Annotated in this window: 17 protein-coding genes; 12 read left to right on the top strand and 5 right to left on the bottom strand. The window is 73.8% G+C overall.

Annotated features, from left to right (window positions below; all coding sequences use genetic code 11):
• Positions 1-4: 4 nt before the first annotated feature.
• The 4 genes from IOD16_RS15140 to IOD16_RS15125 all read left to right on the top strand — a co-directional run bounded on the left by IOD16_RS15140 (position 5) and on the right by IOD16_RS15125 (position 5,989).
• Positions 5-1,636, top strand: a complete 1,632-nt coding sequence (locus IOD16_RS15140) for an ABC transporter substrate-binding protein (RefSeq protein ID WP_201440577.1) — start codon at positions 5-7, stop codon at positions 1,634-1,636.
• 98 nt (positions 1,637-1,734) lie between these two features.
• The gene (locus IOD16_RS15135; protein ID WP_201440576.1) at positions 1,735-3,267 is read left to right on the top strand and encodes a GH39 family glycosyl hydrolase; all 1,533 of its coding nucleotides are present in this window, start codon (positions 1,735-1,737) and stop codon (positions 3,265-3,267) included.
• A gap of 2 nt (positions 3,268-3,269) precedes the next feature.
• A complete protein-coding gene (locus tag IOD16_RS15130) occupies positions 3,270-3,962 on the top strand; it encodes a DUF624 domain-containing protein (protein WP_201440575.1) in 693 nt (230 codons plus the stop codon).
• Positions 3,959-5,989 carry a beta-galactosidase gene (locus tag IOD16_RS15125; RefSeq protein WP_236594996.1) on the top strand — a complete coding sequence of 677 codons (2,031 nt, stop codon included), beginning with the start codon at positions 3,959-3,961 and terminating at the stop codon, positions 5,987-5,989. Before IOD16_RS15130 ends, IOD16_RS15125 begins: the two co-directional genes overlap by 4 nt.
• 24 nt (positions 5,990-6,013) lie before the next feature.
• On the opposite strand, the gene IOD16_RS15120 is transcribed toward IOD16_RS15125, so the two are convergent.
• Entirely contained in the window at positions 6,014-8,029 is a 2,016-nt protein-coding gene (locus tag IOD16_RS15120) for an alpha-glucuronidase (RefSeq protein ID WP_236594995.1), read from the bottom strand.
• A gap of 125 nt (positions 8,030-8,154) precedes the next feature.
• Positions 8,155-9,381: an SGNH/GDSL hydrolase family protein gene (locus IOD16_RS15115; protein ID WP_201440574.1), complete on the bottom strand. Its 1,227-nt coding sequence runs from the start codon at positions 9,379-9,381 to the stop codon at positions 8,155-8,157.
• A gap of 163 nt (positions 9,382-9,544) precedes the next feature.
• Between IOD16_RS15115 and IOD16_RS15110 the strand changes: the two genes are divergently transcribed.
• The 4 genes from IOD16_RS15110 to IOD16_RS15095 all read left to right on the top strand — a co-directional run bounded on the left by IOD16_RS15110 (position 9,545) and on the right by IOD16_RS15095 (position 13,543).
• Entirely contained in the window at positions 9,545-10,411 is an 867-nt protein-coding gene (locus tag IOD16_RS15110; protein ID WP_201440573.1) for a DUF4082 domain-containing protein, read from the top strand.
• 96 nt (positions 10,412-10,507) lie between these two features.
• Positions 10,508-11,824: an ABC transporter substrate-binding protein gene (locus IOD16_RS15105; protein ID WP_201440572.1), complete on the top strand. Its 1,317-nt coding sequence runs from the start codon at positions 10,508-10,510 to the stop codon at positions 11,822-11,824.
• 4 nt (positions 11,825-11,828) lie between these two features.
• Positions 11,829-12,731: a carbohydrate ABC transporter permease gene (locus IOD16_RS15100; RefSeq protein ID WP_201440571.1), complete on the top strand. Its 903-nt coding sequence runs from the start codon at positions 11,829-11,831 to the stop codon at positions 12,729-12,731.
• Positions 12,728-13,543 carry a carbohydrate ABC transporter permease gene (locus IOD16_RS15095; RefSeq protein WP_201440570.1) on the top strand — a complete coding sequence of 272 codons (816 nt, stop codon included), beginning with the start codon at positions 12,728-12,730 and terminating at the stop codon, positions 13,541-13,543. Before IOD16_RS15100 ends, IOD16_RS15095 begins: the two co-directional genes overlap by 4 nt.
• Here the strand turns inward: IOD16_RS15095 and IOD16_RS15090 are convergent.
• The 3 genes from IOD16_RS15090 to IOD16_RS15085 form a co-directional block, all read right to left on the bottom strand.
• Complete coding sequence (locus IOD16_RS15090) at positions 13,524-17,405, bottom strand: cation-translocating P-type ATPase (protein WP_328809459.1); 3,882 nt, start codon at positions 17,403-17,405, stop codon at positions 13,524-13,526. The genes IOD16_RS15095 and IOD16_RS15090 overlap by 20 nt on opposite strands.
• A gap of 10 nt (positions 17,406-17,415) precedes the next feature.
• Positions 17,416-17,892 (bottom strand): heavy-metal-associated domain-containing protein, encoded by a 477-nt coding sequence (locus tag IOD16_RS41250; RefSeq protein WP_328809458.1) that lies wholly within the window; start codon positions 17,890-17,892, stop codon positions 17,416-17,418.
• Positions 17,893-17,955: 63 nt separating this feature from the next.
• A complete protein-coding gene (locus IOD16_RS15085; protein WP_201440569.1) occupies positions 17,956-18,330 on the bottom strand; it encodes an ATP-binding protein in 375 nt (124 codons plus the stop codon).
• Between the two features lie 216 nt (positions 18,331-18,546).
• On the opposite strand from IOD16_RS15085, the gene IOD16_RS15080 reads away from it, so the two are divergent.
• From IOD16_RS15080 to IOD16_RS15065, 4 genes are all read left to right on the top strand, one after another.
• A complete protein-coding gene (locus IOD16_RS15080) occupies positions 18,547-18,963 on the top strand; it encodes a hypothetical protein (protein ID WP_123741339.1) in 417 nt (138 codons plus the stop codon).
• A 146-nt stretch (positions 18,964-19,109) separates the two neighbouring features.
• Positions 19,110-19,679 (top strand): QsdR family transcriptional regulator, encoded by a 570-nt coding sequence (locus IOD16_RS15075; protein WP_236594994.1) that lies wholly within the window; start codon positions 19,110-19,112, stop codon positions 19,677-19,679.
• 150 nt (positions 19,680-19,829) lie between these two features.
• A complete protein-coding gene (locus IOD16_RS15070) occupies positions 19,830-21,179 on the top strand; it encodes an alpha/beta hydrolase domain-containing protein (RefSeq protein WP_236594993.1) in 1,350 nt (449 codons plus the stop codon).
• Positions 21,176-22,492 carry an alpha/beta fold hydrolase gene (locus IOD16_RS15065; RefSeq protein WP_201440568.1) on the top strand — a complete coding sequence of 439 codons (1,317 nt, stop codon included), beginning with the start codon at positions 21,176-21,178 and terminating at the stop codon, positions 22,490-22,492. Before IOD16_RS15070 ends, IOD16_RS15065 begins: the two co-directional genes overlap by 4 nt.
• Positions 22,493-22,497: the final 5 nt, after the last annotated feature.

Raw genomic sequence — 22,497 nt, 5'->3', positions numbered from 1 at the left:
CTCGATGCGAACCAAATGGAAGCGAACGCTTCTGACTGCCGTCGCCGGCAGCCTCGTGGTCAGCCTGGCCGCGTGCAGCGAGGAGGGCGGGGACGCCGGCGGTGGCGTCAACCTCGACGGCAAGAAGACCGCCTCGATGGCCGACTACAAGGCGGGCGCGCAGTTCAAGGCGAGCGAGCCGCTGGACGTCAGCCTCCTCTACCTCGACCAGTCGCACTACCCGATCAAGGACGACTGGCTGCTGTGGAAGGAGATCACCCAGCGGACCAACATCACCATCAAGCCGACGGTCGTGCCCTACAGCGACTACGACCAGAAGCGCGGTCTGCTGATCAGCTCGGGTGACGCGCCCACGATCATCTCCAAGACCTACCCGGGCCAGGAGGAGCAGTTCGTCTCCTCCGGCGCGATCCTGCCGGTCAGCGACTACATCGACCTGATGCCGAACTTCAAGGACAAGGTCGAGAAGTGGAAGCTCCAGCCGGAGCTGAACACGCTGCGCCAGGAGGACGGCAAGTTCTACGTGCTGCCCGGCATGCACGAGAAGATCTGGCAGGACTACACGCTCGCGTTCCGCACCGACGAGCTGAAGCGGCTCAACCTCCAGGCGCCGAAGAACTGGGACGAGGTCTACACCGTCCTCAAGGCCATCAAGGCCGCCAACCCGGACAGCTACCCGCTGTCGGACCGCTTCGAGGGCAAGTCGATCCTCAACTACGCGGGCCAGACCTTCGGCACGCAGGCCGGCTGGGGCTACGTCAAGAACACGATCTGGAACGAGTCCGCCCAGAAGTACGAGCTGACCGGCGCGACCCCGGAGTACAAGCAGCTCGTCGAGTACTTCCGCAAGCTCGTCGCGGAAGGCCTGATGGACCCGGAGAGCTTCACCCAGAAGGACGACGCGGCGATCCAGAAGTTCGCCAGCGGCAAGTCGTTCGCGATCAGCAGCAACGCGCAGAACATCGTCAACGACTACCGCCCGAACGTCTCCAAGATCCCCGGCGCGACCGTGGCGAAGATCCCGCTGCCCGCCGGGCCCAAGGGCGACGTCATCCGCGGCACGCGCCTGGAGAGCGGCCTGATGGTGTCGGCGAAGGCCGTCGAGAGCGACAAGTTCGTCGCGACGATGCAGTTCATCGACTGGCTGTGGTACTCCGACGAGGCGCAGGAGTTCACCAAGTGGGGCGTGAAGGGCACGACCTACGACAAGGACGCGTCCGGTAAGCGCACGCTCAAGCCCGAGGTGGCGTTCGGCGGCATGAACGTCGGCGCGCCGAAGAACCTCCAGCGCGACTTCGGCTTCCAGGGCGGTGTCTTCTACTACGGCGGCGCCACCGAGCTGCTCCAGTCGATGTTCACCGAGGAAGAGGTCGCCTTCCAGAAGACGATGGCAAACAAGAAGGTGGAGGCGCTGCCGCCGCCCGCGCCGCTGAACGAGGAGGAGCGCGAGCGCGCCGCCCTGTTGGAGAGCCCGCTCAAGGACTTCGTCACGCAGTCGACGCTGCAGTTCATCCTCGGCCAGCGCGACATGTCCACGTGGGACGCCTACGTGAAGGAGCTCGAGGCCAAGGGCTCGAACGACCTCGTCGAGCTGGTCAACGGCGCCCACAAGCGCTACAAGGAGAAGAACGGCTGAGTCGGCTCAGCGGTCCGGTCACGGCACGACGCCGTGACCGGACCACCGGTGTCCGACCGCCGCGCCACGGGCGGCGGGCCGTTCGGTCTGGAGGGGTTTTGCACCGCGTCACCGTCCCCGGCGAGCCGATCGGCCGCCTGTCCGAGTCGTGGCGCCACTGCGTCGGCACCGGCCGGCTCAACCTCGCGCTGCGCGCCGACTACCAGGAGTCCCTGGCCCTCGTGCAGCGTGACATCGGTTTCCGGCACATCCGGGGCCACGGGCTGCTGTCCGACGACATGGGCGTGCACCGCCGGTCCGGCGACGGGGTGACCCGCTACTCGTTCACCTACGTGGACCAGGTGTTCGACCGGTTCCTGGAGCTGGGCATCCGGCCGTTCGTCGAGCTGGGGTTCATGCCGACCGCGCTCGCCTCGGGCGAGGACGCGGTGTTCTGGTGGAAGGGCAACATCACCCCGCCGAACGACTGGGACGAGTGGGCCGCGCTGGTCCGCGCCGTCGTCCGGCACCTGGTCGACCGCTACGGCCCGGCCGAGGTGCGCACCTGGCCGATCGAGGTGTGGAACGAGCCGAACCTGGTCAACTTCTGGAAGGACGCCGACCAGGAGGCCTACTTCCGGCTGTACGAGCTGACCGCGCGGACCGTCAAGGACGTCGACGCCGGGCTCCGGGTGGGCGGCCCGGCGATCTCACCCGGCGCGGACGAGTGGTGGGAGCCGTTCGCCGACTTCGTCACCCGCCGCGACGTGCCGATCGACTTCGTCAGCAGGCACGCCTACACGTCCGGCCCGGCGCAGCACGTCCCGTTCGGCACCTACCAGACGCTCGCCGCGCCCGGCGCGCTGCTGGACCAGTTCGACGCGCCGCGCAAGCACCTGGCGGGCACCGCGCTGGCCGGGCTGCCGGTGCACATCACCGAGTTCAACAGCTCCTACCGGCCGGACAACCCGATCCACGACACGGCCTACCACGCCGCGTACCTGGCCCCGGTGCTCGCCGGCGGCACGGACCTGGTGGACTCGTACTCCTACTGGACGTTCTGCGACGTCTTCGAGGAGGAGAACGTGCCCACCTCGCTGTTCCACGGCGGGTTCGGCCTGCTCACCCACCGGCAGGTGCCGAAGCCGACCTACCACCTCTACGCGTTCATGGCCCGGATGGGCGCCCACGTGCTGGCGCGCGGCGAGGACCACCTGGTGTGCGCGACCGACGACGGCCGGACCACCGTGCTGGCCTGGCAGCCGGTCGGCGGCACCGACGGCCCGGACGCGGCCGAGCGGCACGAGGTGCGGCTGTCGGTGCCGGTGGCGGGTCCGCGCGCGTTCGTCCGCCGGGAACGGGTCAACGAGCACGACGGCAACGCGTTCGGCGCGTGGCGCGAGCTGGGCCGGCCGCGGTCGCCCGACCTGCGGACGCTCGACGTGCTGCGCGACTGCGCCCGTCCCGCCCTGGAGCACCGGTCGGCGGCGGTCGTGGACGGCCGGGTCCCGCTCGACCTGGCGCTGGCACGCCACGAGGTCACGTTCGTCGAGCTGACGCCCGTGCACGCCGAGGAGCACGAGGGCCTGGACGACCGGCGGCTGCTCGGCGCCTCCGACGACCGGCTCGTGGCGCCGCACGAGAGGCGTTGACCGTGACGGCCGGACGACGGGGTGATCCCGCCGCCGAGATCGGGGCGGGCGTCCTGTCGCGCATCGCGTCCGTCGTGTACTGGTTCCTCGTCATCGAGGCCATGCTCCTGCTGACGACCGCGCCCGGGTTCCTCGCGCTGCTGTTCCTGGACCGCAGCGCGGGCAACGCGCCCCTGATCGGGCTGTGCTTCGCCCCCGCCGGCCCGGCGCTGTCGGCCGCCGTCTACGCCTGGCGGGTGTTCCTGAACGACCGGGACCTCTCCCCCGCCCGGCACTTCCGCCGCGGCTACCGGCTCAACTGGCTCGACGTGCTGCGCTGGTGGCTGCCCGCGCTGGCGGTGCTCACCGTGATCGGTTTCAGCCTGGCGAACCTGGAGCTGGCCGGCGTGCCCGCCGGGTACGGCCTGGTGCTGGTGGTGGTCGCGGTGGCGGTGCTGGTGTGGTCGACCCAGGCGCTGGTGCTGTCGTCCACGCTGTCGCTGCGCACCCGCGACACCGCGCGCCTGGCCTCCTACTACCTCGCCGCCCGGCCGGCGAGCGCGCTCGGCGCGCTGTCGCTGCTCATCGCGGCCGGCGGGCTCGTCACGCTCACGTCCGACTGGGTGCTCGCGCTGCTCGCCTCCCCGTTCACCCTGCTCCTGCTGCGCAACGCCGACCCGGTGCTGCGCGACGCCACCGAGAGGTTCACCGCGTGACGCCACGGATCGTGCCCACGAGGATCGGTTACGGCGGGGACTACAACCCCGAGCAGTGGCCCCGCGAGATCTGGGACGACGACTACGCGGCGTTCAAGCTCGCCGGCATCGACACGGTCACCGTGGGCGTGTTCGCGTGGGCCCACCTCGAACCGGCCGAGCACGCTTACGACTTCTCGACGTTGGACGCGATCGTGGCGCGGGCGGCGGACGAGGGCATGCGGATCGTGCTGGCCACGCCGAGCGGCGCGATGCCGCCGTGGCTGGCGCGGAAGTACCCGGACGCGTGCCGGGTCGACTTCGAGGGGCGGCGGCACGTGTACGGGCAGCGGCACAACGCCTGCCCGTCGTCGTCGGACTTCCGCCGGGCGGCCGTGGCGCTGGCGAAGCGGCTGGCCCGGCGGTACGGGGACAACCCGTCGGTCGTGGCGTGGCACATCGGCAACGAGTTCGGCGGCGCGTGCTGGTGCTCGAACTGCGCCGACGCGTTCCGCGGGTGGCTGCGCGAGCGCTACGGCTCGCTCGACCGGCTCAACGACGCGTGGAACACCACGTTCTGGTCGCACACGTTCACCGAGTGGACGCAGATCGAGCCGCCGAACGCGCTGTCCGAGCACTGGCGGGGGCCCGACCACACCGCGTTCCAGGGCATCACGCTGGACTACAAGCGGTTCATGTCCGACCAGCTGCTCCAGGGCTTCCTGGCGGAGAAGGCGGCCGTCCGCGAGCACTCGCCGGACGTTCCGGTCACGACGAACATGATGGGCCTGTACCAGCCGGTCGACTACCACCGGTGGGCGCCGCACCTGGACTTCGCGTCGTGGGACAACTACCCGCCGGAGGACCGGTCGTCGACGCGCACGGCCGCGCGGATGGCGTTGGCGCACCGGCTGATGCGCGGGCTGCGCGACGGCGAGCCGTTCTGGGTCATGGAGCAGACGCCGTCGGTGACCGCCTCGCGCGACGTGAACCCCGTCAAGCGGCCCGGGGTGCTGCGGCTGTGGTCGTGGCAGTCGGTCGCCAACGGCGCGGACGCGGTGCTGTACTTCCAGCTGCGGCAGTCGCGCGGCGCGTGCGAGAAGTACCACGGCGCGGTGCTCGACCACGCGGGCCGCACGGACACGCGGCTGTTCCGGGAGGTCGCCGAGCTGGGCGACGAGTTCGCCCGCGTCGGCGACGCGCTGCTCGGCGGTCGCACGCCCGCGCGGGCCGCGCTGCTGGTCGACTGGGACAGCTGGTGGGCGGTCGAGATGTCCGACGGGCCCAACCGCAACGTCCGCTACCTGGACGTGCTGACCGCCTACCACCGGGCGCTCTGGCAGGCGAACGTCCCGCTGGACGTGGTGCCGGTGACGGCCGACCTCTCCGGCTACGACGTGGTCGTCGCGCCGTTGCTGCACATGGTGAAGGGCGACCTCGCCGACCGGGTGACGGCGCTGGTCGAGCGGGGCGGCGCGTTCGTGACCACGGCGCTGTCGGGTCGGGTGGACGAGGACGACAACGCGTTCCCGGCCGACGTGCCGGGGCCGTTCGCGTCCCTGCTGGGGCTGCGGGTCGAGGAGACCGACGCCCAGCAGCCCGACGTGGCGAACCCGGTGACCCTGTTCGGCGTCGAGTACGACGCGCGGCACGTGTTCGAGGTCGTCGTGCCGGACGACGCGGAGGTGCTCGGCGCCTACGGGGCGGACTTCTACGCGGGCACGCCCGCCGTGACCCGCGCGGCACGGGGGCGCGGCCACGCCTGGTACGTGGCGACGCTGCTGGACGACGACGGTGTGGCGGCCGTCGTGCGCGCGGCGTTGGCGGAGCACGGGTTGATCGGGCCGCTCGGCGACGTGCCGGACGTCGAGGTCACCGAGCGCGTCACGCCGGACGGCACGCGGTACCTGTTCGTGCTCAACCACGGCGAGGCCCGGACCGTGCCCGCGCCGGTGGCGGGTACGGACCTGCTGAGCGGGCGGGGGTTCGGTGCCGGGGACGAGCTGGACCTCGCCCCGACCGCGGTCCTGGTGCTCCGCTGCGCGTAGCGGGCCGGCCGTGCGCCGGCGGGGTCAGTGGATCGTGCGACCGCGGGCATCGGGCACGCCCGACTTGCGCCAGAAGTACGTGTTCACCTGGTCGCGCCACTCGGTCGCGCACCGCAGCTGCTCCGCCAGCAGCCCGGTGACGCGGTCGAACACCTCCGCCGGCACCCGGCCCTCCAGCCCGGCCCACGTCGCGGCCATCCGCCGCACCTCGTCGTGACCGGCGAAGTGCGTGTCGTAGATGTGCTGGATCACGGTCGTCCCCGAGTGCAGGACGTGGCCGTAGGGCACGTGGTGGAAGAACAGCAGCAGCTCGTCCGGGCACGTGTCGGTCGACTCGTACCGGTCGCGCCACGGCGCGGGGTACTGGCCGGTGAAGCCCGTGCCGGTGGCGCGCGTGCGGTCGACGCCGACGCCGTCCCGGTCGGCGAAGTGGTAGGTGCCCCACCTGGAGTACTCGTAGCCGTCCACGGCGGGCCCGTAGTGCAGGCCCGGCCGCACCATGAAGCCGACGCCCAACGGCGCGGTGTAGCGCTCGTAGGTCAGCCACGAGCCGTCCATGATCTCGTGCAACGCCTGGCAGACGGCAGGGTCTCCTGGGTACGTAAGGCCGATCCACTCGTCCAGCACCGCCTCCGGCGCGAGCCGCTCGTCCCACGCGAGGCGGCCGAAGCCGAACAGGTTGGCCTGCGCCAACGGGTGCCCGGTCCAGAACGGGTCGTCGCCGACGTTGGACACCGCGACCACGCCACCGGCCGGTGCGGCGGCCCGGCCCGCGGCGACGTCGGCGACCGTCGGCTCGCCCTCGCCCCACGGCCGGAAGCCGAGCATCTCGCGCCACTGCGGCACGAGGTGGCACACGTGCTTCTGGTGCCCGGTGTACTCCTGGGTCACCTGGAACTCGACCGCGAGCCGGGTGCGCGGCATCGCCGCGACCACCGGCGACAGCGGCTCGCGCGCCTGGAAGTCCATCGGGCCGGCCTTGACCTGCACCACGACGTTCGGGTCGAACGCGCCGTCCAGCGGGGCGAAGTGGTCGTGGGCGGCGCGGGCGCGGTCGGTCGAGCGGTCGCGCCAGTCCTGGTGGTGGTCGTAGACGAACGCGCGCCAGAACACCGTGCCGCCGAACGGGGCGAGGGCGCGGGCCAGCACGTTCGCGCCGTCGGCGTGGTCGCGCCCGTAGGCGAACGGGCCGGGCTGCCCCTCGGAGTCGGCTTTGATCACGTAACCGCCGAAGTCGGGGATCGCCGCGTACACGTCGGCCGTCGTGCGCGCCCACCAGTCGCGCACCGCCGGGTCGAGCGGGTCGGCCGTGGGCAGGCCGCCGAGGGTGACCGGCGCGGCGAAGCTCACCGACAGGTGCACCCTGATCCCGTGCGGGCGGAACACCTCGGCCAGCCGCACCACGTCCGGCAGCAGGTCGGTCAGCAGCCCGGCCTCCGCGGGACCCACGTTGACGTTGTTGAGCCCCACCCGGTTGACGCCGATCGAGCCGAGCAGCCGCGCGTAGGACCGGACCCGGGAGAGGTCGGCGCGGACCACGCCGTCGGCGTAGAAGATCGAGCCGCCCGAGTACCCGCGCTCGACCTGGCCCATCACCGGGTGCACGGCGACGTTGTCCCAGTGGTCGAGCATGCGCACCGGCTGGCGGGGCGCGTGCCGCTGTGGCCCCGCCTCGCCCGTGAACGCCGCTTCGCCCTGCCGCACCAGGTGGTGGAAGCCGTAGAGCAGGCCGGGTCCGCCGATCGCGCGGACCACCGCGGTGCGGCCGGCGCGACCCACCACGAACGCCTCGGGGTCCGTCTCGCCGTCCTCCGGCGCGCAGACCAGCTCCAGGTCCGCCGGACCGTCGTCGACCAGCGCGCCGCCGTGCTCGGCCGTCGCCGCGGCGACCTCGGCGCGCACCGTGGCGACCACCGGGCCGTCCCCGACGACGCGGACCCGCCGTGAGCCGACCGACCGGAACGCGGACGCCGGGAGCCACGCGGGGTGCACGTCGAGCATGGAGAAGCCCTCCTGGTCCGGGATCGGTGACCTCGTCAAACTATGACGACTTCGCTTCCCGGGCAAGGAAACGCACCCGTCCACTGTCGACTTTCACGTGGGTGAACCGTCACGAAACTTTTGCGTGGCAACGGTTCCCGTCGGTCCGTCTCGACTGGACGCGGCTACGAGCGCCGCTCGAACAGCTCCAGCGGCACGGCGTCCGCCAGCGCCCGGTAGCCCGCCGGGGTCAGGTGCAGGTGGTCGCCGTCGTCGTAGGCCGGGAGCAGCCGGCGGTGGTCCCGCGGGTCACGGGCCGCCGCGTCGAAGTCGAGCACCGCGTCGAACACGCCCCCGGCCCGGATCCACCCGTTGACCGCCTGCCGTGACGCCTCGCGGTGGCCGTCCGGGTCGTCGTAGGCCTCGTTGCCGCCCAACGGCGCCAGCGTCGCCCCGTACACCGCGATGCCGTGGGCGTGCGCCCGCACCACGATCTGCTCGTAAGCCGCGCACAGGTCCTCCACGACCCGCTCCTGCGCCTCGGCCGTCGCAGCGGTGGTGCAGATGTCGTTGACGCCCTCGAACACCACCAGCCACGCCACGCCGGTCTGCGCGAGCACGTCGCGGTCCAGCCGGGCCAGCGCGGTCGGCCCGATCCCCTCGCTGACCACGCCGTTGCCGCCGATGCCCTGGTTGAGCACGGCGACGTCCGCCGTGGCGGGGTGCGAGCGGAGCCGGGCGGACAGGCGGTCGGGCCAGCGGTCGTTGCCGTTGGTGGTGGAGCCCCGGCCGTCGGTCAGGGAGTCGCCGAGCGTGACCACGGCCGAGGCGGCGCGCTCCGACCACACCTCGACGCCGCTGAGGAAGTACCAGTGGTCGGTGCTCGTCGCGCCCGGCAGGTCGTCGGCCCCCGCGTGGTCGCCCGCCAGCAGGTGGGAGGTGGTGCGGGAGCCGGGGTGCGAGGTGATCGAGTCCGACGCCTGCCCGTCGGCCAGGAACACCGTCACGGTCAGGTCCGCGCCCGCCGCCACCGGGAGGTCCAGCGGGTCCGAGACGACCTGCGCCCCGACCGGCACGACCACCGACGAGCGACCGCGGAAGGTGACCGGCCGGACCGAACCCGGCTCCACCGCCGCCACCCCGGCCCGTCCGCCCGCCGGGAGCGCCGCGGTCACCGCGGTGAGGGGCAGCGGCGCGCCGCCGAAGGCGTTGGAGAACCGCAGCCGGATCCGGTCGCCGCCGGTCGACGGGCGCACGGTCTGCCGCAGCGTGGCGTCGGCCAGCACCAGGCCCGCCCTGGTGAACGGCGCGGGCGGCATGTTGTCCGGCGCGGTCGGCTGCGGCGCGGACGCCCACGCGTGGACCCAACGACCGGGCGGACGGGGGTCGCCGGAGGGCGCGTTGCGGCTCATGCGACCGATTCTGGTGCAGCGGGCGCGCCGCGGGCGGATCCGGGTCTCAACTGGGAGCGCGCGGCTCGGGTACCGAAGGAACCCGAAGCGCGGGCGTAGCGAAACCCCCGGTCGAGGACGATCTTCCGGGCGGTAGGTCCGCACAATGCCCGAAGGAGGGCACATGCCCCGCTTGTCCAGGTTGTTGGTGGCGACCGCCGCCGTGACCCTGGTCCTGTCCGGCACGGCTCACGCGCAGGACGACCGCCGGGTGATCATCGGCACCCCGACCACCGGCGCCGCGGCCGAGGTCGGCGTGCCGGTCCTGGTCACCGGCCTCTCGATCACCCCGACGACGGTCGCGATCACCGCCACCGAGCTGACGTTCGACGGCGGGGCCACCTGGGTGACGGCCGAGGTCCTGCGCGACCACGACCCGTCCCGGGTCGACTGGCGGTACGTCCACACGCCGGAGCAGGTCGGTGACGTCGTGGTCGCGGGTCGGGTCGTCACCGCCTCCGGCGCCGGTCCGACCGGTGCGCCCGCCGTCATCCACGTCGGCGGCGCGGCCGTCACGCAGCCGGTGGACTGCGCGACCCGGTGCGAGCTCGGCACCTACTACAAGGAGGCGGTCGACGACCCCGACCAGTCGCCGGTGGAGGTGGGCACGCGGTTCCGGGTCGACCGGCCCGGGCAGCTGCTGGGCGCGTCACTCGGCCGCGGCTCGTACCGGGGGCCGATCACCCTGCGGCTGTGGTCGGAGACGGGCGCGCTGCTCGCCGAGGCGCCCTGGGACCACCCCGGCCTGATGGCCGAGATCGACTTCCCGACGCCCGTCCCGGTCGAGCCCGGCCACGACTACGTGGTCTCCTACTACACGCCGCAGGGCGGCTACGCCACCTCGGAGGACTTCTTCGTCGGCACGCTGGTGCGGGCGCCGTTCGTCGTGCCGCCGAGCGCGGGCGTCTACCACTACGGCGACGGCGGCGGGTTCCCGACCGAGACGTGGCACGACAGCACCTACGGGGTGCTGCCGGAGTTCCGCGGCTGACCGCTTGCGCCGACCGGGCGACCCTGGTGTGACGGGGCGCCCGCGCGGGAACCGTCCCGGTGACGTCGTCGGTGACGTCCGGTCTCGGGAGGCGGCATGCGCGGGCTCCGGCTCATGGCGGTGTCGGCTGTGTCCGCGCTGCTCGCCGCCGGGTGCGGCGGGCTGGGGTCGGACCACTCCGACGCGCTGGTCACCATGGGGTTCGGCCTCCCGGACGAGCACGCCACGGCACGCGTGGCGGTGTTCCGGGAGGCCAACCCCGGCGTCGACCTGCGGATCAGCGAGGGCGCGCTGGACGAGCAGCAGTTCCTGTCCGCCGTGGCCGCGGGAGACCCGCCGGACCTGGTCTACGCCGAGCGCCGCAAGCTCGGCGGGTACGCGGCGCGCGGCGCGGTCCAGAGCCTGGACGAGTGCGTGCGCGAGCACGGCGTCGACCTCGGTCTGTTCCGGGAGGCCGCGCTGCGCCAGGTCACCTACCAGGGCGAGGTGTACGGGCTGCCGGAGTTCTCCAGCGTCCGGCTGATGATCGTCAACAACCCGGTGGTGCGTGCCGCCGGCCTGGACCCGGCCGCGCTGTCCACCTCCGACTGGGCCGGGATGGGCGAGGTGGCCGACCGGCTGGCCCGCGTCGGCGGCGGGCGGGTGGAGCGCATCGGCTTCGACCCGAAGGTGCCCGAGTTCCTGCCCCTGTGGGCCAAGGCGAACGGCGCCGAGCTGATCGGGCCCGGCGCCCGCCTCGACGACCCGCGGGTCGTGGAGGCGGTCCGCCACACCACCGATCTGGTGGCCAGGCAGGGCGGCTGGGCGTCGTTCAAGGCCTTCCGCGACACGTTCGACCAGTTCGGCGCGAACAACCAGTACGTGACCGGGCAGCTCGCCGCGATGCCGATGGACTCCTGGTACCTCAACACGCTGGCGACCAACTCACCCGACGCCGACGTGACGATCGCGCCGTTCACCGACCGGAACGGGCAGGTGCTGACCGAGTCCGGTGGGCAGGCGTGGGCGATCCCCAAGGGCGCCCGGCACCCCGAGGTGGCGTGCCGCTTCCTGGTCACGATGACCGACACGCAGACCTGGGTCACCGCGGCGACGGCGCGGCGTGACGCGTTGGCCGAGGCCGGGCGACCCTACGGCGGCACGTTCACCGCCAACCGGGCCGCCGACGAGCGGATCTTCCGCGAGGTGTTCGCCCCGCTGGGCAACCCGATCCTGGCCGAGGGCGTGCCGGTGGCGCTGTCGTTGCAGGACCAGGCGTTCGCGCTGCCGCCGAGTCCCGCCGCGAGCGAGCTGGTGCGCGCCTGGGAGGGCGCGGTGAACCGGGTGCTGGTCGGGCAGCAGGACCCCGGCGAGGCGATGGCGCAGGCGCAGCGCGAGGCCGAGCGGGCGCTCAAGCGGGTGGGCGGGAGGTAGGGCCGTGACGGTGAGCGGACGCGAGTCGCGGGCGGGGTTGTTGTTCCTGCTGCCGTGGGTGGTCGGGTTCCTGGCGTTCACCGCGGGGCCCATGCTGTTCAGCCTCTGGTTGTCGCTGACCCACTACGACATGCTCAAGCCGCCCGCGTTCGTGGGCCTGGAGAACTACCGCGAGGCGTTGACCGACGACCGCGTCGGCACGGCGCTGTGGAACACGGTGTTCTTCACCGCGCTGCACGTGCCCTCGCAGATCGTGCTGGCGCTGGGCCTGGCGGGCCTGCTGCGCCGGGCGGGGCGCGGGAGCGGCTTCTTCCGCACCGTCCTGTACCTGCCGGTGATGACGCCGCCGGTGGCGTTGGCGGCGATGTTCCTGTTGCTGCTCAACGGGCAGAACGGCGCGGTGAACGCGTTCCTCGGCTGGTTCGGGTTCCAGGGGCCGAACTGGACCACCGACCCCGCGTGGATCAAGCCGGGGCTGGTGGTGATGAGCCTGTGGACCGTCGGCAGCACGGCGGTGCTGTACCTGGCGGCGCTGACCCGCGTGCCGCTGGAGCGGTACGAGGCGGCGCGGCTGGACGGCGCGAGCCCGTGGCGGCAGTTCCGGCACGTGACGCTGCCGGGCATCAGCGGCACGGTGTACTTCACCGTCGTGGTCAACACGATCGCGTCGTTGCAGGTGTTCACCGAGGCGTACGCGATGTTCTTCGGCGCGCGGGCGAAGGCCTCCGCCGAGGGCGACGCGGCGCTGTTCTACGTGATCCACCTGTTCCAGGAGGCGTTCGGGTCGCTGCGGATGGGGTACGCGTCGGCGCTGGCGTGGGGACTGTTCGCGGTGATCGCCGTCATCACGGTCGTGCAGGTGCGGTTGTCGCGCCGGTACGTGCACTACGAGGGTGACCGGTCGTGAAGCGCGTCGGGGTGTGGGCGGGGCTGCTGGTCGTCACGCTCGCGTTCGGCTACCCGTTCTGGTGGCTGGTCAGCGCGTCGTTGAAGGACCGGGCGCACGTGTTCGACAACGCGCTGCTGCCCCGGCCGTTCTCGCCGGGCAACTACGTCGAGGTGTGGCAGGCCGTGCCGCTGCTGACGTGGATCGGCAACAGCGTCGCGGTGGGGTTGGCGGCCGCGGCGGCGGCCACGGTGTCCAGCGCGCTGGTGGCGTTCGGCTTCGCGATGTTCCGCTTCCCGGGCCGTGACCTGCTGTTCGGCGTGGTGCTGGCGACCATGATGCTGCCCGCCGCGGTGACCATGGTGCCGGTGTACCTGGAGTGGCACGCGCTCGGCCTGGCCACCACGCAGGTGCCGCTGTGGGCGCAGAACCTGTTCGGCTCGGCGTTCTACATCTTCCTGCTGCGCCAGTTCTTCCTCGGCCTGCCGCGCGAGGTGTTCGACGCGGCGAAGGTCGACGGCGCGAGCGCGTGGCGGCTGTTCACGTCGATGGCGCTGCCGCTGGCCAAACCCGGGCTGATCGTGGTGTTCGTGTTCGAGCTGAAGGCCGCGTGGACGGACCTGGTCAAGCCGCTGATCTACCTGCGGGAGCCGCAGCTCTACACGCTGCCGCGCGGGTTGAAGGCGGTGCTGGACCGGTTCGGCGAGGGCGGTGAGGAGCAGTGGGAGCTGGTGCTGGCCGCGAGCGTCGTCGCGACCGTGCCGATGGTCCTGCTGTTCCTGGTGGCGCAGCGGCACTTCGTGCGCGGCACCGTCACCCAGCACGTCGAGTGAGCAGCGGGGTCAGCGCCAGGCCGAGCACGTTCGCGGTGGTGGCGCCGGCCAGGGCGATGCCCCAGCCGACCGGGCCGAGCGGCGTGCAGCCGAAGAACCGGCTGACGCCGGGTGTCTGGATCACCGCGCCGAGCGCGACGGCCGAGCCGAGGCTCGCGGCGAGCACCGACCGGTCCAGGCCGCCCGTCATCAGGGTCTGGCCGAGCTGGGTGCCGACCAGCGCGGCCAGCGCCACGGTGCCCGCCCGGCGGGAGCGGCCGGTGAGCCGGGCCGCCGTCCACGCCGCCGTGGCGCCGAACGTGGTGGTGATCGCCCGGGCGGTGATGTCCTCGGTCAACGCCTGGCCCAGCGACGACGTCGGCCCTTCGCGCAGCAGCTCGGGCACGGACTCGCGGGCCGGCCGGCTCAACGCGATGGCCAGCGCGGGCGCGAGGTCGGTCAGCAGGTTCACCAGCAGCAACTGCCGCGCGGTCAACGGCGACCGGCCGGTCAGCGCCGAGCCGAGCACGCTGAACGCGATCTCACCGAGGTTGCCGCCGAGCAGGATCGCCAGCGCCTCGCGCACCGACGCCCACATCGCGCGGCCCTCCACCAGCGCCGCGACGATCGTCTCCAACCGGTCGTCGGTGACCACCAGGTCCGCGGCGGCGCGTGCGGCCGGCGTGCCGCGCCTGCCCAGCGCGATGCCGACGTCGGCGAGCCGGATCGCGGGCGCGTCGTTCGCGCCGTCGCCGGTCATCGCGACCACCCGGCCGAGCCGCTGGTAGGCCTCGATGATGCGCACCTTCTGCGCCGGCGTGCAGCGGGCGATCACGTCCGCGGTCGGCAGCAGGGCGTCCAGTTCGTCGTCGGTCAGCTCGTCGAGCCGCGCCCCGGTCACCACGGTCATGTCGTCGTCGCCGCTGACCTCGCCGGCGATCGCCTCGCCGGTGGCCGGGTGGTCGCCGGTGATCATCACGATCCGCACGCCGGCCTCGTGCAGCTTCGCGGCGGCCGGTGGCGCGCCGTCGCGCACGGGGTCCGCCAGCGCGACGAAACCCAGCAGGGTCAGCCCTCGGACGTCGTCGTCGGTCACCGTGTCGTGGTCGACGCCGACGCGTTCGGCGACGGCCAGCACCCGGTGGCCGCGACCGGCGAGGCGCTCCACCCGCTCGCCGAGCCGGCGCAGCTCGCCCGGGTCGGCGGCACAGCGCGGCAGCACGGTCTCCGGCGCGCCCTTCACGCTCAGCACCAGCCGTCTCCCGACCCGGCCCACGGTCGCGTGGTAGCCGCGGGACGGTTCGAACGGCAGCGCGTCGACCGGGGTCCAGCCGCGGGCGCCGGTCCTGGGACCGACGCGGGCCCGCCGCGCGCCCGTCAGCACCGCCCGGTCGGTCTGGTGCGCCAGGTCGTCCGGGTCGTCGGCCGCCGGGGTGGCGCGGACGGCGGCGGCCACGACCCGGCGCAGCTCGTCGTCCAGCTGGTCGAGGTCGGCGCCGCGCCGGCCGTCGTCGACGCGGCTGACGGTCAGCGTGCCCTCGGTCAGCGTGCCGGTCTTGTCGAAGCACAGCACGTCCACCCGGCCCAGCGCCTCGATGGTGCGCGGGTTGCGGACCAGCGCGCCGTGCTCCGCCAGCCGCCGGGCCGCGGCCAGCTGGGCGGCGTTGACCAGGAACGGCAGCCCTTCGGGCACCGAGGCTACGGCGAGGTTCACCGCCGCGCCCATGCTCTGCCGCAGCGGCACGCCCCGCAGCAGCCCCGCGCCGGTGACGGCCGCCGCCGAGCCGAGCGCGACGGGCAGCGTCTTGCGGGTCAGCTCGGCCAGCCGCGCCTCGACGCCCGTGGTCGGCGTGGTGCGGCGGGCCGCCGCCATGCTCCGGCCGACCTCCGTCGCGTCACCGGTCGCGACGACCACGGCCAGCGCCTCGCCGGCGGCGATCGTGGTGCCCTCGTAGAGCATGGAGGCCCGGTCGGCCAGGTCGGCGGCCACCACCGGGGCGGGGTCCTTGGTCACCGGCAGGGACTCGCCGGTGACCGACGACTCGTCGGCCTCCAGCCCGTCGGCGTCGAGCAGGCGGCAGTCGGCGGGCACCACGTCGCCGGCGGCCAGCCGCACCACGTCGCCCCGCACCAGCTCGTCCGCCGTCACCTCGCGGTCCCGGCCGTCGCGCAGGACGGTGGCGCGCACCGCCGACCGACCGAGCAGGGTGGCCAGCGCCCGGTCCGTGACGACCTGCTGCGCGCTGCCGATCAGCGCCGACACGCCGATCACACCGGCCACCAGCGCCGCGTCGACCGGCGAGCCCACCGCCGCCGACACCGCCGCGCCACCCGCGAGCACCGGCGTCAGCGGGTTGGCCAGCTCGGCCAGGAACGCGCTGCCGAGGCTCGTGCCGACGGCCCGCCGCCCGGCGGGCGTGCGCCGCCTGCCCCGCGCCACGCGTTCGGACAACCCCTCGCGGCCCGAGCCGAGCCGGTCCAGCACGGTCGCCACCGGCATCAGGTGCCACGGCTGCGAGGTGGCCGGGGCGATCACCGCACGGCTGCCGGGCAGCCGTGCCGCCCGCCACACCCCGTCCACGAACGCGAGGGCGGACGCGCCGTCGACCGCTCTCGCCGCGTTCCGGGCGGGGGCGGGACCACGCGTGCTCAACGCGCCGACCGCGCCGATGCCGCTCGCGGTCTGGGCCAGCACGATCGCGTCCCGGTCGACCCGGCGTGCCGCCGGGACCGCCTCCACCAGCAGGATGGCCGCGTCCAGGTCCCGGACGACGACGTGCGCGCCCCACGGTGGCGGGGCGCCGTCCCGGTGCACGCCGACACCGCAGTCCGCCGAGCCGAGCGCGCGGCGGTGGTCGGACACCAGCAGCACCACGTGTCCGTCGCCCTGCAGCTCGCGCACCGCGCCGACCAGGCCGTGGCCGGACGGGACGACGTGGTCGGCGAACCGGACCGGCGGGTGGTCGCGGTCGGTGGCCAAGACCACCCGCAGCCCGGCCTCCCGCGCCGCCGACGCGAGGGCGTCCACCGCGGGCGGGGTCTCCACGTCGACCGCCGGCACGGCCCGCAGCCGGCGGCCCTCGGTCAGCCCGAGTACCGCGGCGTGCCCGGCCGGCCGGCGCTGTTCCCGCACCCCCTTGCGTCCTCGCGGTCCCAGGCGGTCGATCGGGCCGATGGCCCAGTCGCCGTCCTCGCGCACCGCCGTCGGGTCCTCGGGGTCGAACAGGGCGAACGCCCGCTCGGCCGCGGCGGCCGGGTCGGAGCCCCGCGCCCCGGAGTCCACCGGCCCGGCGTCCGGCAGCGGCACGAGGTCGCTGAGCACCCACCGGCCCGAGCCGAACGCGGTCTCGTCGAGCACCAGCACGTCCACCGCGTCCAGGCGACGCAGCACGGACCGCTCCATCACCAGCGCGTTCCTGGTGGCCAGCACGCGGCCGAGTTGCGCGGCGAACGCGGACCGGCCGACCGACGGCGCCTTCGGCAGGCTCGCCACGCCCAGCGCGGCGGCCCGGCGCGGACCGGTGAACGGGGTCGCGCCCACCACCGCCGCCGCACCCGCCGCCAGCGCCCGCCGCGCGTAGCGGTCGGCGGGCCCCTCGGGGAACGGGCGCGGCCGTTCGACCACGACCGGCTCGGCCTCGGCGGTGTCCGGCCCGTCGATCAGGTCCGCCTCGGCGGCGCACCACGCCCGCTCGTGCGCCCGCACCTCACGCCACTGCTGCACGCGTTGGGCGATGTCGAGCAGCGTGCCTTCGCCGCGCGAGGCCAGGCCGTGCACGAGGGCCGCGGCCACCGACGTGGCGGTGTCGGCGCGCTCCCGGCCCTGCAACCGCCCGGCGGCCAGCTCGCGCAGACCGGGGTGCAGGTCGACGGCGGCGATCAACGCGCCCAGCTCACCGGGGGAGCGGGGCCCACGGCGCTATCCTCGTGATGGCGGCCAGCGCCAGACCCGCGGCGTCGGCGGCGAGGGTGGGCAGCAGGCGGGTTCCCCTGAGCCCGTCCGCCGGGTGGTCCAGCTCGTCCTCGGTGGCGGGGTCGGCCTCGGCCCGGCGCACTAGCGCGACCAGGTCGTCCGTCGCCGGCGCGGGCTCCTCGACGGCGACGACCACCCGGGCGGACGGCGCGTTGACCCGCGCCCACAGCACACCCGGACGCCCTTCCAAGGCCCGTTCGATCCGCTCAGCCACCTGCTTGCCACGCGGCCCGTGCACGCCGTGCGCCTCGATGTGCAGGCGTCCCGGGCACGACCAGACCTTGCGACGGTCACGGCGCAGCACGGTGGTCTGCTCCAGCGGGGCGAGGGCGAGGCCCACCAGCCCTCGGGCGAGGCCGCCGGCGACGCGCACGGGATCGATGCCGAGGAGTTCCACCGTGCCTGTTTTCCCGACGAAGCGGCCATCCAAGCACCACGATCGGGCGGTAGCCGGGTGCGGTCAGTCGTCGAAGACCAGCTCGGCCCACACCGTGGTGAACGCGGCCTGCGTCAGCACGCCCCACCGGGTGGACAGCGCGTCGACCAGGAGCAACCCCGCCGCCGGTCGCCACGGCGCGGTCCGGCGCAGGGCGCGGTCGCGCACGCTGACCACCAACGCCTCGCGCCACCGGTCCAGCACGAGCTCCAGCACGAACGGCGGCGAGCCGTGCCGGCGGGCGTTGTCGTACAGCTCGCCGACCACCACGCCGATCAGCAGCACGTCGTGCGCGGGCCAGCCCGCGAGGTGCTCGCGCAGCCACCTGGCAACCTCGTCGGGCGAGGTCGTGTCCTCGTCCTGGACGACCAGGACAACCGTGTCGTTGCCGGCCGTCACGCCGACGAGCGTGCCACGGCACCGCCCGACCGCACCTGACGACTGCCTTGCGATCGCCGAGCGGTTCCGCGTCGGCGGCCCACCGGCGGGAGTGCTGCCGGTGTGCGAGCGGTACCGGAACGTCATCAGATGCCCTAGCGCTGACCTCGAAAAACGAGACCTTGATAACATCGTGTCACGGCCATCGCGAGCCGTCCGCTCGACAAGGATGGCACCGTGACCAAGGCACAGAGAATCGTAGCGGCGTGGGCGGACCTGCCCGCGCCCGAGTTGACCGACCAGGTCCGCCTCCTGGTCAAGGCCCGCGACGCCGGCGCCCGCGCCGTCTGGTCGGCCGTGCGCGAGGACAACGTGGTCGCCGCACGCGTGCGTGGCGCGCTGGCGGGCCTGAAGGCCGAGTACCGCGGTCACCGCGACGAGGCCATGTGGCTGATGTGGATCGGCCAGGCCCAGCAGCAGCTCGCCGTGCAGGCCGCCGCGCCGGTCGTGGAGCCCGTGGTCGAGGACGTCACGCCCGAGCTGGAGCCGGTCGTCCTGCAGGAGTGGGCGCCCCGGCCCGAGCCGACCTCGCCGCGTCCGGCCGGCGACGCGCCGCCCGTGCTGTTCCAGGAACCGGCCTCGTCCGCGAAGTAGGCGCCCCCGGCCGAGCCGGACGACGGCGGACGTGACGTGGCCGAAGTGACGTGACGCACACCGGTGCGGGCCTCGCGGGACGAGCGGGGTGGGCGCGATGATGCGGGTGGGCCGGACGGGCGGGCCGGCGGAAGCGAGGGCGGGCCGTGGGGTCGACCGGCGTCCGGCGGGTGGTGAGCCGGGACCAGGTGCTGCGCGGCGCTTGTCGTTTCTTCCTGCGGCACGGTCGGGTCGACATGGACGCGCTGGCGACGAGCCTCGCCATCAGCCGCGCCACGCTCTACCGGGTCGTGCACAGCCGGGACGGGCTGCTGGCCGACGTGCTGTGGGCGCTGGCCGACCGGTTGCTGGTCCGGGCCCGGCAGGAGCGCACGAACGGCGGCGTGGAAGGCGTCCTGGAGGTCACCCGGCGGTTCGTGGCGGACCTGCGCGCGGACGGGCCGTTCCGGGCGTTCCTGCGCGGTGAGCCGGAGACGGCGGCGCGGGTGCTGTTCAACGCGGCCGGCGGCGTGCACCGGCGGGCGGTGACGGCGCAGAAGGAGATCCTCCTCGAAGTGGACGGCGGGCCGTGGTCGACGGCCGCCCTGGACCAGGTGGCGTTCCTCTACGTGCGGATCGTGGAGTCGACCCTCTACGCCGAGCTGCTCGGCGGCGCGCCGCTGGACCCCGACCTGGCCGAGACGGCCGCCCGCACGATCCTCCTGCGCCACCGCTGACGGGACCGCCGCCCCCGCTCCGCGACCACCGGCCCGACCGCTGACCGCGCTGCGACAGCGGTCTCACGATGGGGCCGCGTCCTGGTGCGGGCTGTGCGCGGCCGGCTACGGTCGGCGATGACCCCATCCCCCATCGCTGTGGGAGCCGGTATGTCACCTTCCCCCTGGCGCCGCCTCGGTCTGGCCGCGGCCGCGCTCGGTCTGCTCCTCCCGACGTCCCTCCCGGCCTCCGCCGCGCCCGGTTCCCCGCCGCGCGTCGTCGGCCCGCTGCCCGGGACCGTGCCGGGTGACCGGCTGGCCGACCGGATCGAGGACACCTACCCCTTCTTCGCCACGCCCGACGACCTCGCCGCCGCCGGGTACGTCGAAGAGGAGTTCCACGTCTCCGGCACGGCCGACGGCTGGTCCGTCGACGGCACGAAGGTCGCCACCGGCGTGCCGTACACGACCCGGGTCGTCGTGCGCCGGCCCGCGCACGCCCGGCAGTTCACCGGCACGACGCTGGTCGAGTGGCAGAACGTCACCGCCGGGTACGACCTCGACGCCCTGTGGAACGCCGAGTCCGTCGTCCGCGCGGGCCACGCGTGGGTCGGCGTGTCCGCCCAACGGGTCGGCGTCGACCAGCTCAAGACCTGGAGCCCGGCCCGGTACGGCTCGCTGGACGTCACCGGCGGCGGCCGGTTCACCGCCGACGAGCTGTCCTACGACGTGTTCACCCAGGCCGGCCGCGCGGTCGAGTCCGGTGCGGTCATGGGCGGGCTGCGGACGAGGACGCTGCTGGCCATCGGCGCCTCGCAGTCCGCCGGCCGGATGACCGTGCTGTACGACCGGGTCCTGCCGCAGCAGCAGCCGGTGTTCGACGGCTACGGCCTCATCGTCGGCACGGCCCCGACCCGCGTCGGCGCGGAACCCGTCTTCCAGGTGCTGTCGGAGACCGACGTGCGGACCGCGCAACGCCCGGCCGACACCGACCGCTTCCGCCGGTGGGAGGTCGCGGGCGCGGCGCACTCCGGGTACCAGGGTCAGGCCTACCGCGAGCCGATCTCCGAACGCGACCTCGGCGGCGCGACCCGGTACGAGTGCGACCGGCCGCCGTTCAGCCGGATCCCGATGCACCACGTCACCGCCGCCGCCTACGACCACCTGCGCCGCTGGGTCGAACGGGGCACCCCGCCGCCGACCGCCCGGCCGTTGGAGTTCGAACCGGACGGCGTCACCAAGAAGCGCGACGCGCTCGGCCTGGCCCTCGGCGGCATCCGGTTGTCGCAGCTGGCCGCGCCCCGCGCGCTGAACACGGGCGACAACTCCGGCGAGACGTTCTGCCGGCTGTTCGGCACGCACGTGCCGTTCGACGCGGCGACGTTGGCCCGGCTCTACCCCGAACGCGGCGATTACGTGCGGCAGGTGGTGGCGGTCGACGCCGCGGCCGTGCGCGCCGGCTACCTCCAGCCCGCCGACGCGCGGCAGAACCTGACCGACGCCCTGGGAGGCACGCGATGAAGATCCCGCTGATGGCGCTGGTCGTCGCCCTGGTGTCGACCGTGGCGGCGGCGCCCGCCCAGGCCGACGCGCTCGCCCCGATCGTGTTCGTCCACGGCCAGCAGGGCTCGGCGCAGCAGTGGCAGTCCAACGCCAAGAGGTTCTCCGGCAACGGCTACCCGGACGCGGCGCTCCACGCCTTCGAGTACGACACGAGCATCCCGACCAACGACCACGCCGTCGCCGGCCTGGAAGCCTTCATCGCCCGTGTCCTGGCCCGGACCGGCGCGACCAAGGTGGACGTGATCGCGCACTCGCGCGGCACGACGGTCATGCACGCCTACCTGTCCGTCCCCGAACGGGCCGCGGCGGTGCGGAAGTACGTCAACGTGGACGGCCGGTCCAGCGCCACGCCGCCCGGCGGCGTGCCGACGCTGGCGCTGTGGGGCAGCCTGCAGCCCAACGGCTCCATCGGCGGCGCGACGAACGTCTACCTGACCACCCTGGGCCACACCGAGACCACCACGTCGGCCGACGGTTTCGCCCACATGCACCGGTTCCTGCGCGGCAGGCCCGCGTTCACCACGCGGGTGGTGCCCGAACTGCCCGCGCTGGTCCGGATCGCGGGCCGGGCGACGTACTACCCGCAGAACGAAGGCGTCGAGGGCGTGGTGCAGGTCTGGGAGCTGGACAGCCGCACCGGCGCGCGGGTCGGCGTGCCCCGGCACACCGTCCGGACCGGCGCGGACGGCTCGTTCGGCCCGCTGCCCGTCAACGGCCGCGAGCACTACGAGCTGGTGGTCCTGCGCGACGGCCAACCGCCGCACCACAACTACTTCGAGCCGTTCGAGCGCAGCGACCGGTTCCTGCGGCTCCAGGTGTCCCGCCCGGGCGGCATCACCGACCACGTCGACCGGTGCCCGACGCACAGCGCCCTCACCGTCATCCGCAACCGCGAGTGGTGGTCCGACCAGCCCGACCACGACCGGCTCGAGCTGAACGGCGTGAACGTCCTCGAACCGGCCGTCTCGCCCCGGCTGCGGCAGGTCCTCGCCGCGTTCGCGTTCGACGACGGCTGCGACCTGACGTCCACGCCGGGCGTCGCGCTGCCGCCGTTCGCCACGCTGCCGTTCCTGACGGGTGTCGACGCCTACCTGCCCGCGCGGGCCGACGGCGGCGGCACGATCCGCGTCACCCAGACCGCGCGCGGCGGCGACGGCGCGACGCGGACGATCGCGGTGCCGAACTGGCCGTCGGACGCGCACGCGGTGACCGTGCAGTTCAAGGATTACCTCGACGGCGGAACCGGAGGTCTTGGCCGAACGTCCCCCTGAGCGGT

Source organism: Saccharothrix sp. 6-C (assembly GCF_016695385.1).
Taxonomy (GTDB): Bacteria; Actinomycetota; Actinomycetes; order Mycobacteriales; family Pseudonocardiaceae; genus Actinosynnema; species Actinosynnema texasense.
Note: the sequence above shows the minus strand (reverse complement) of the source record. Positions and strands in the feature narration are given on the sequence as shown.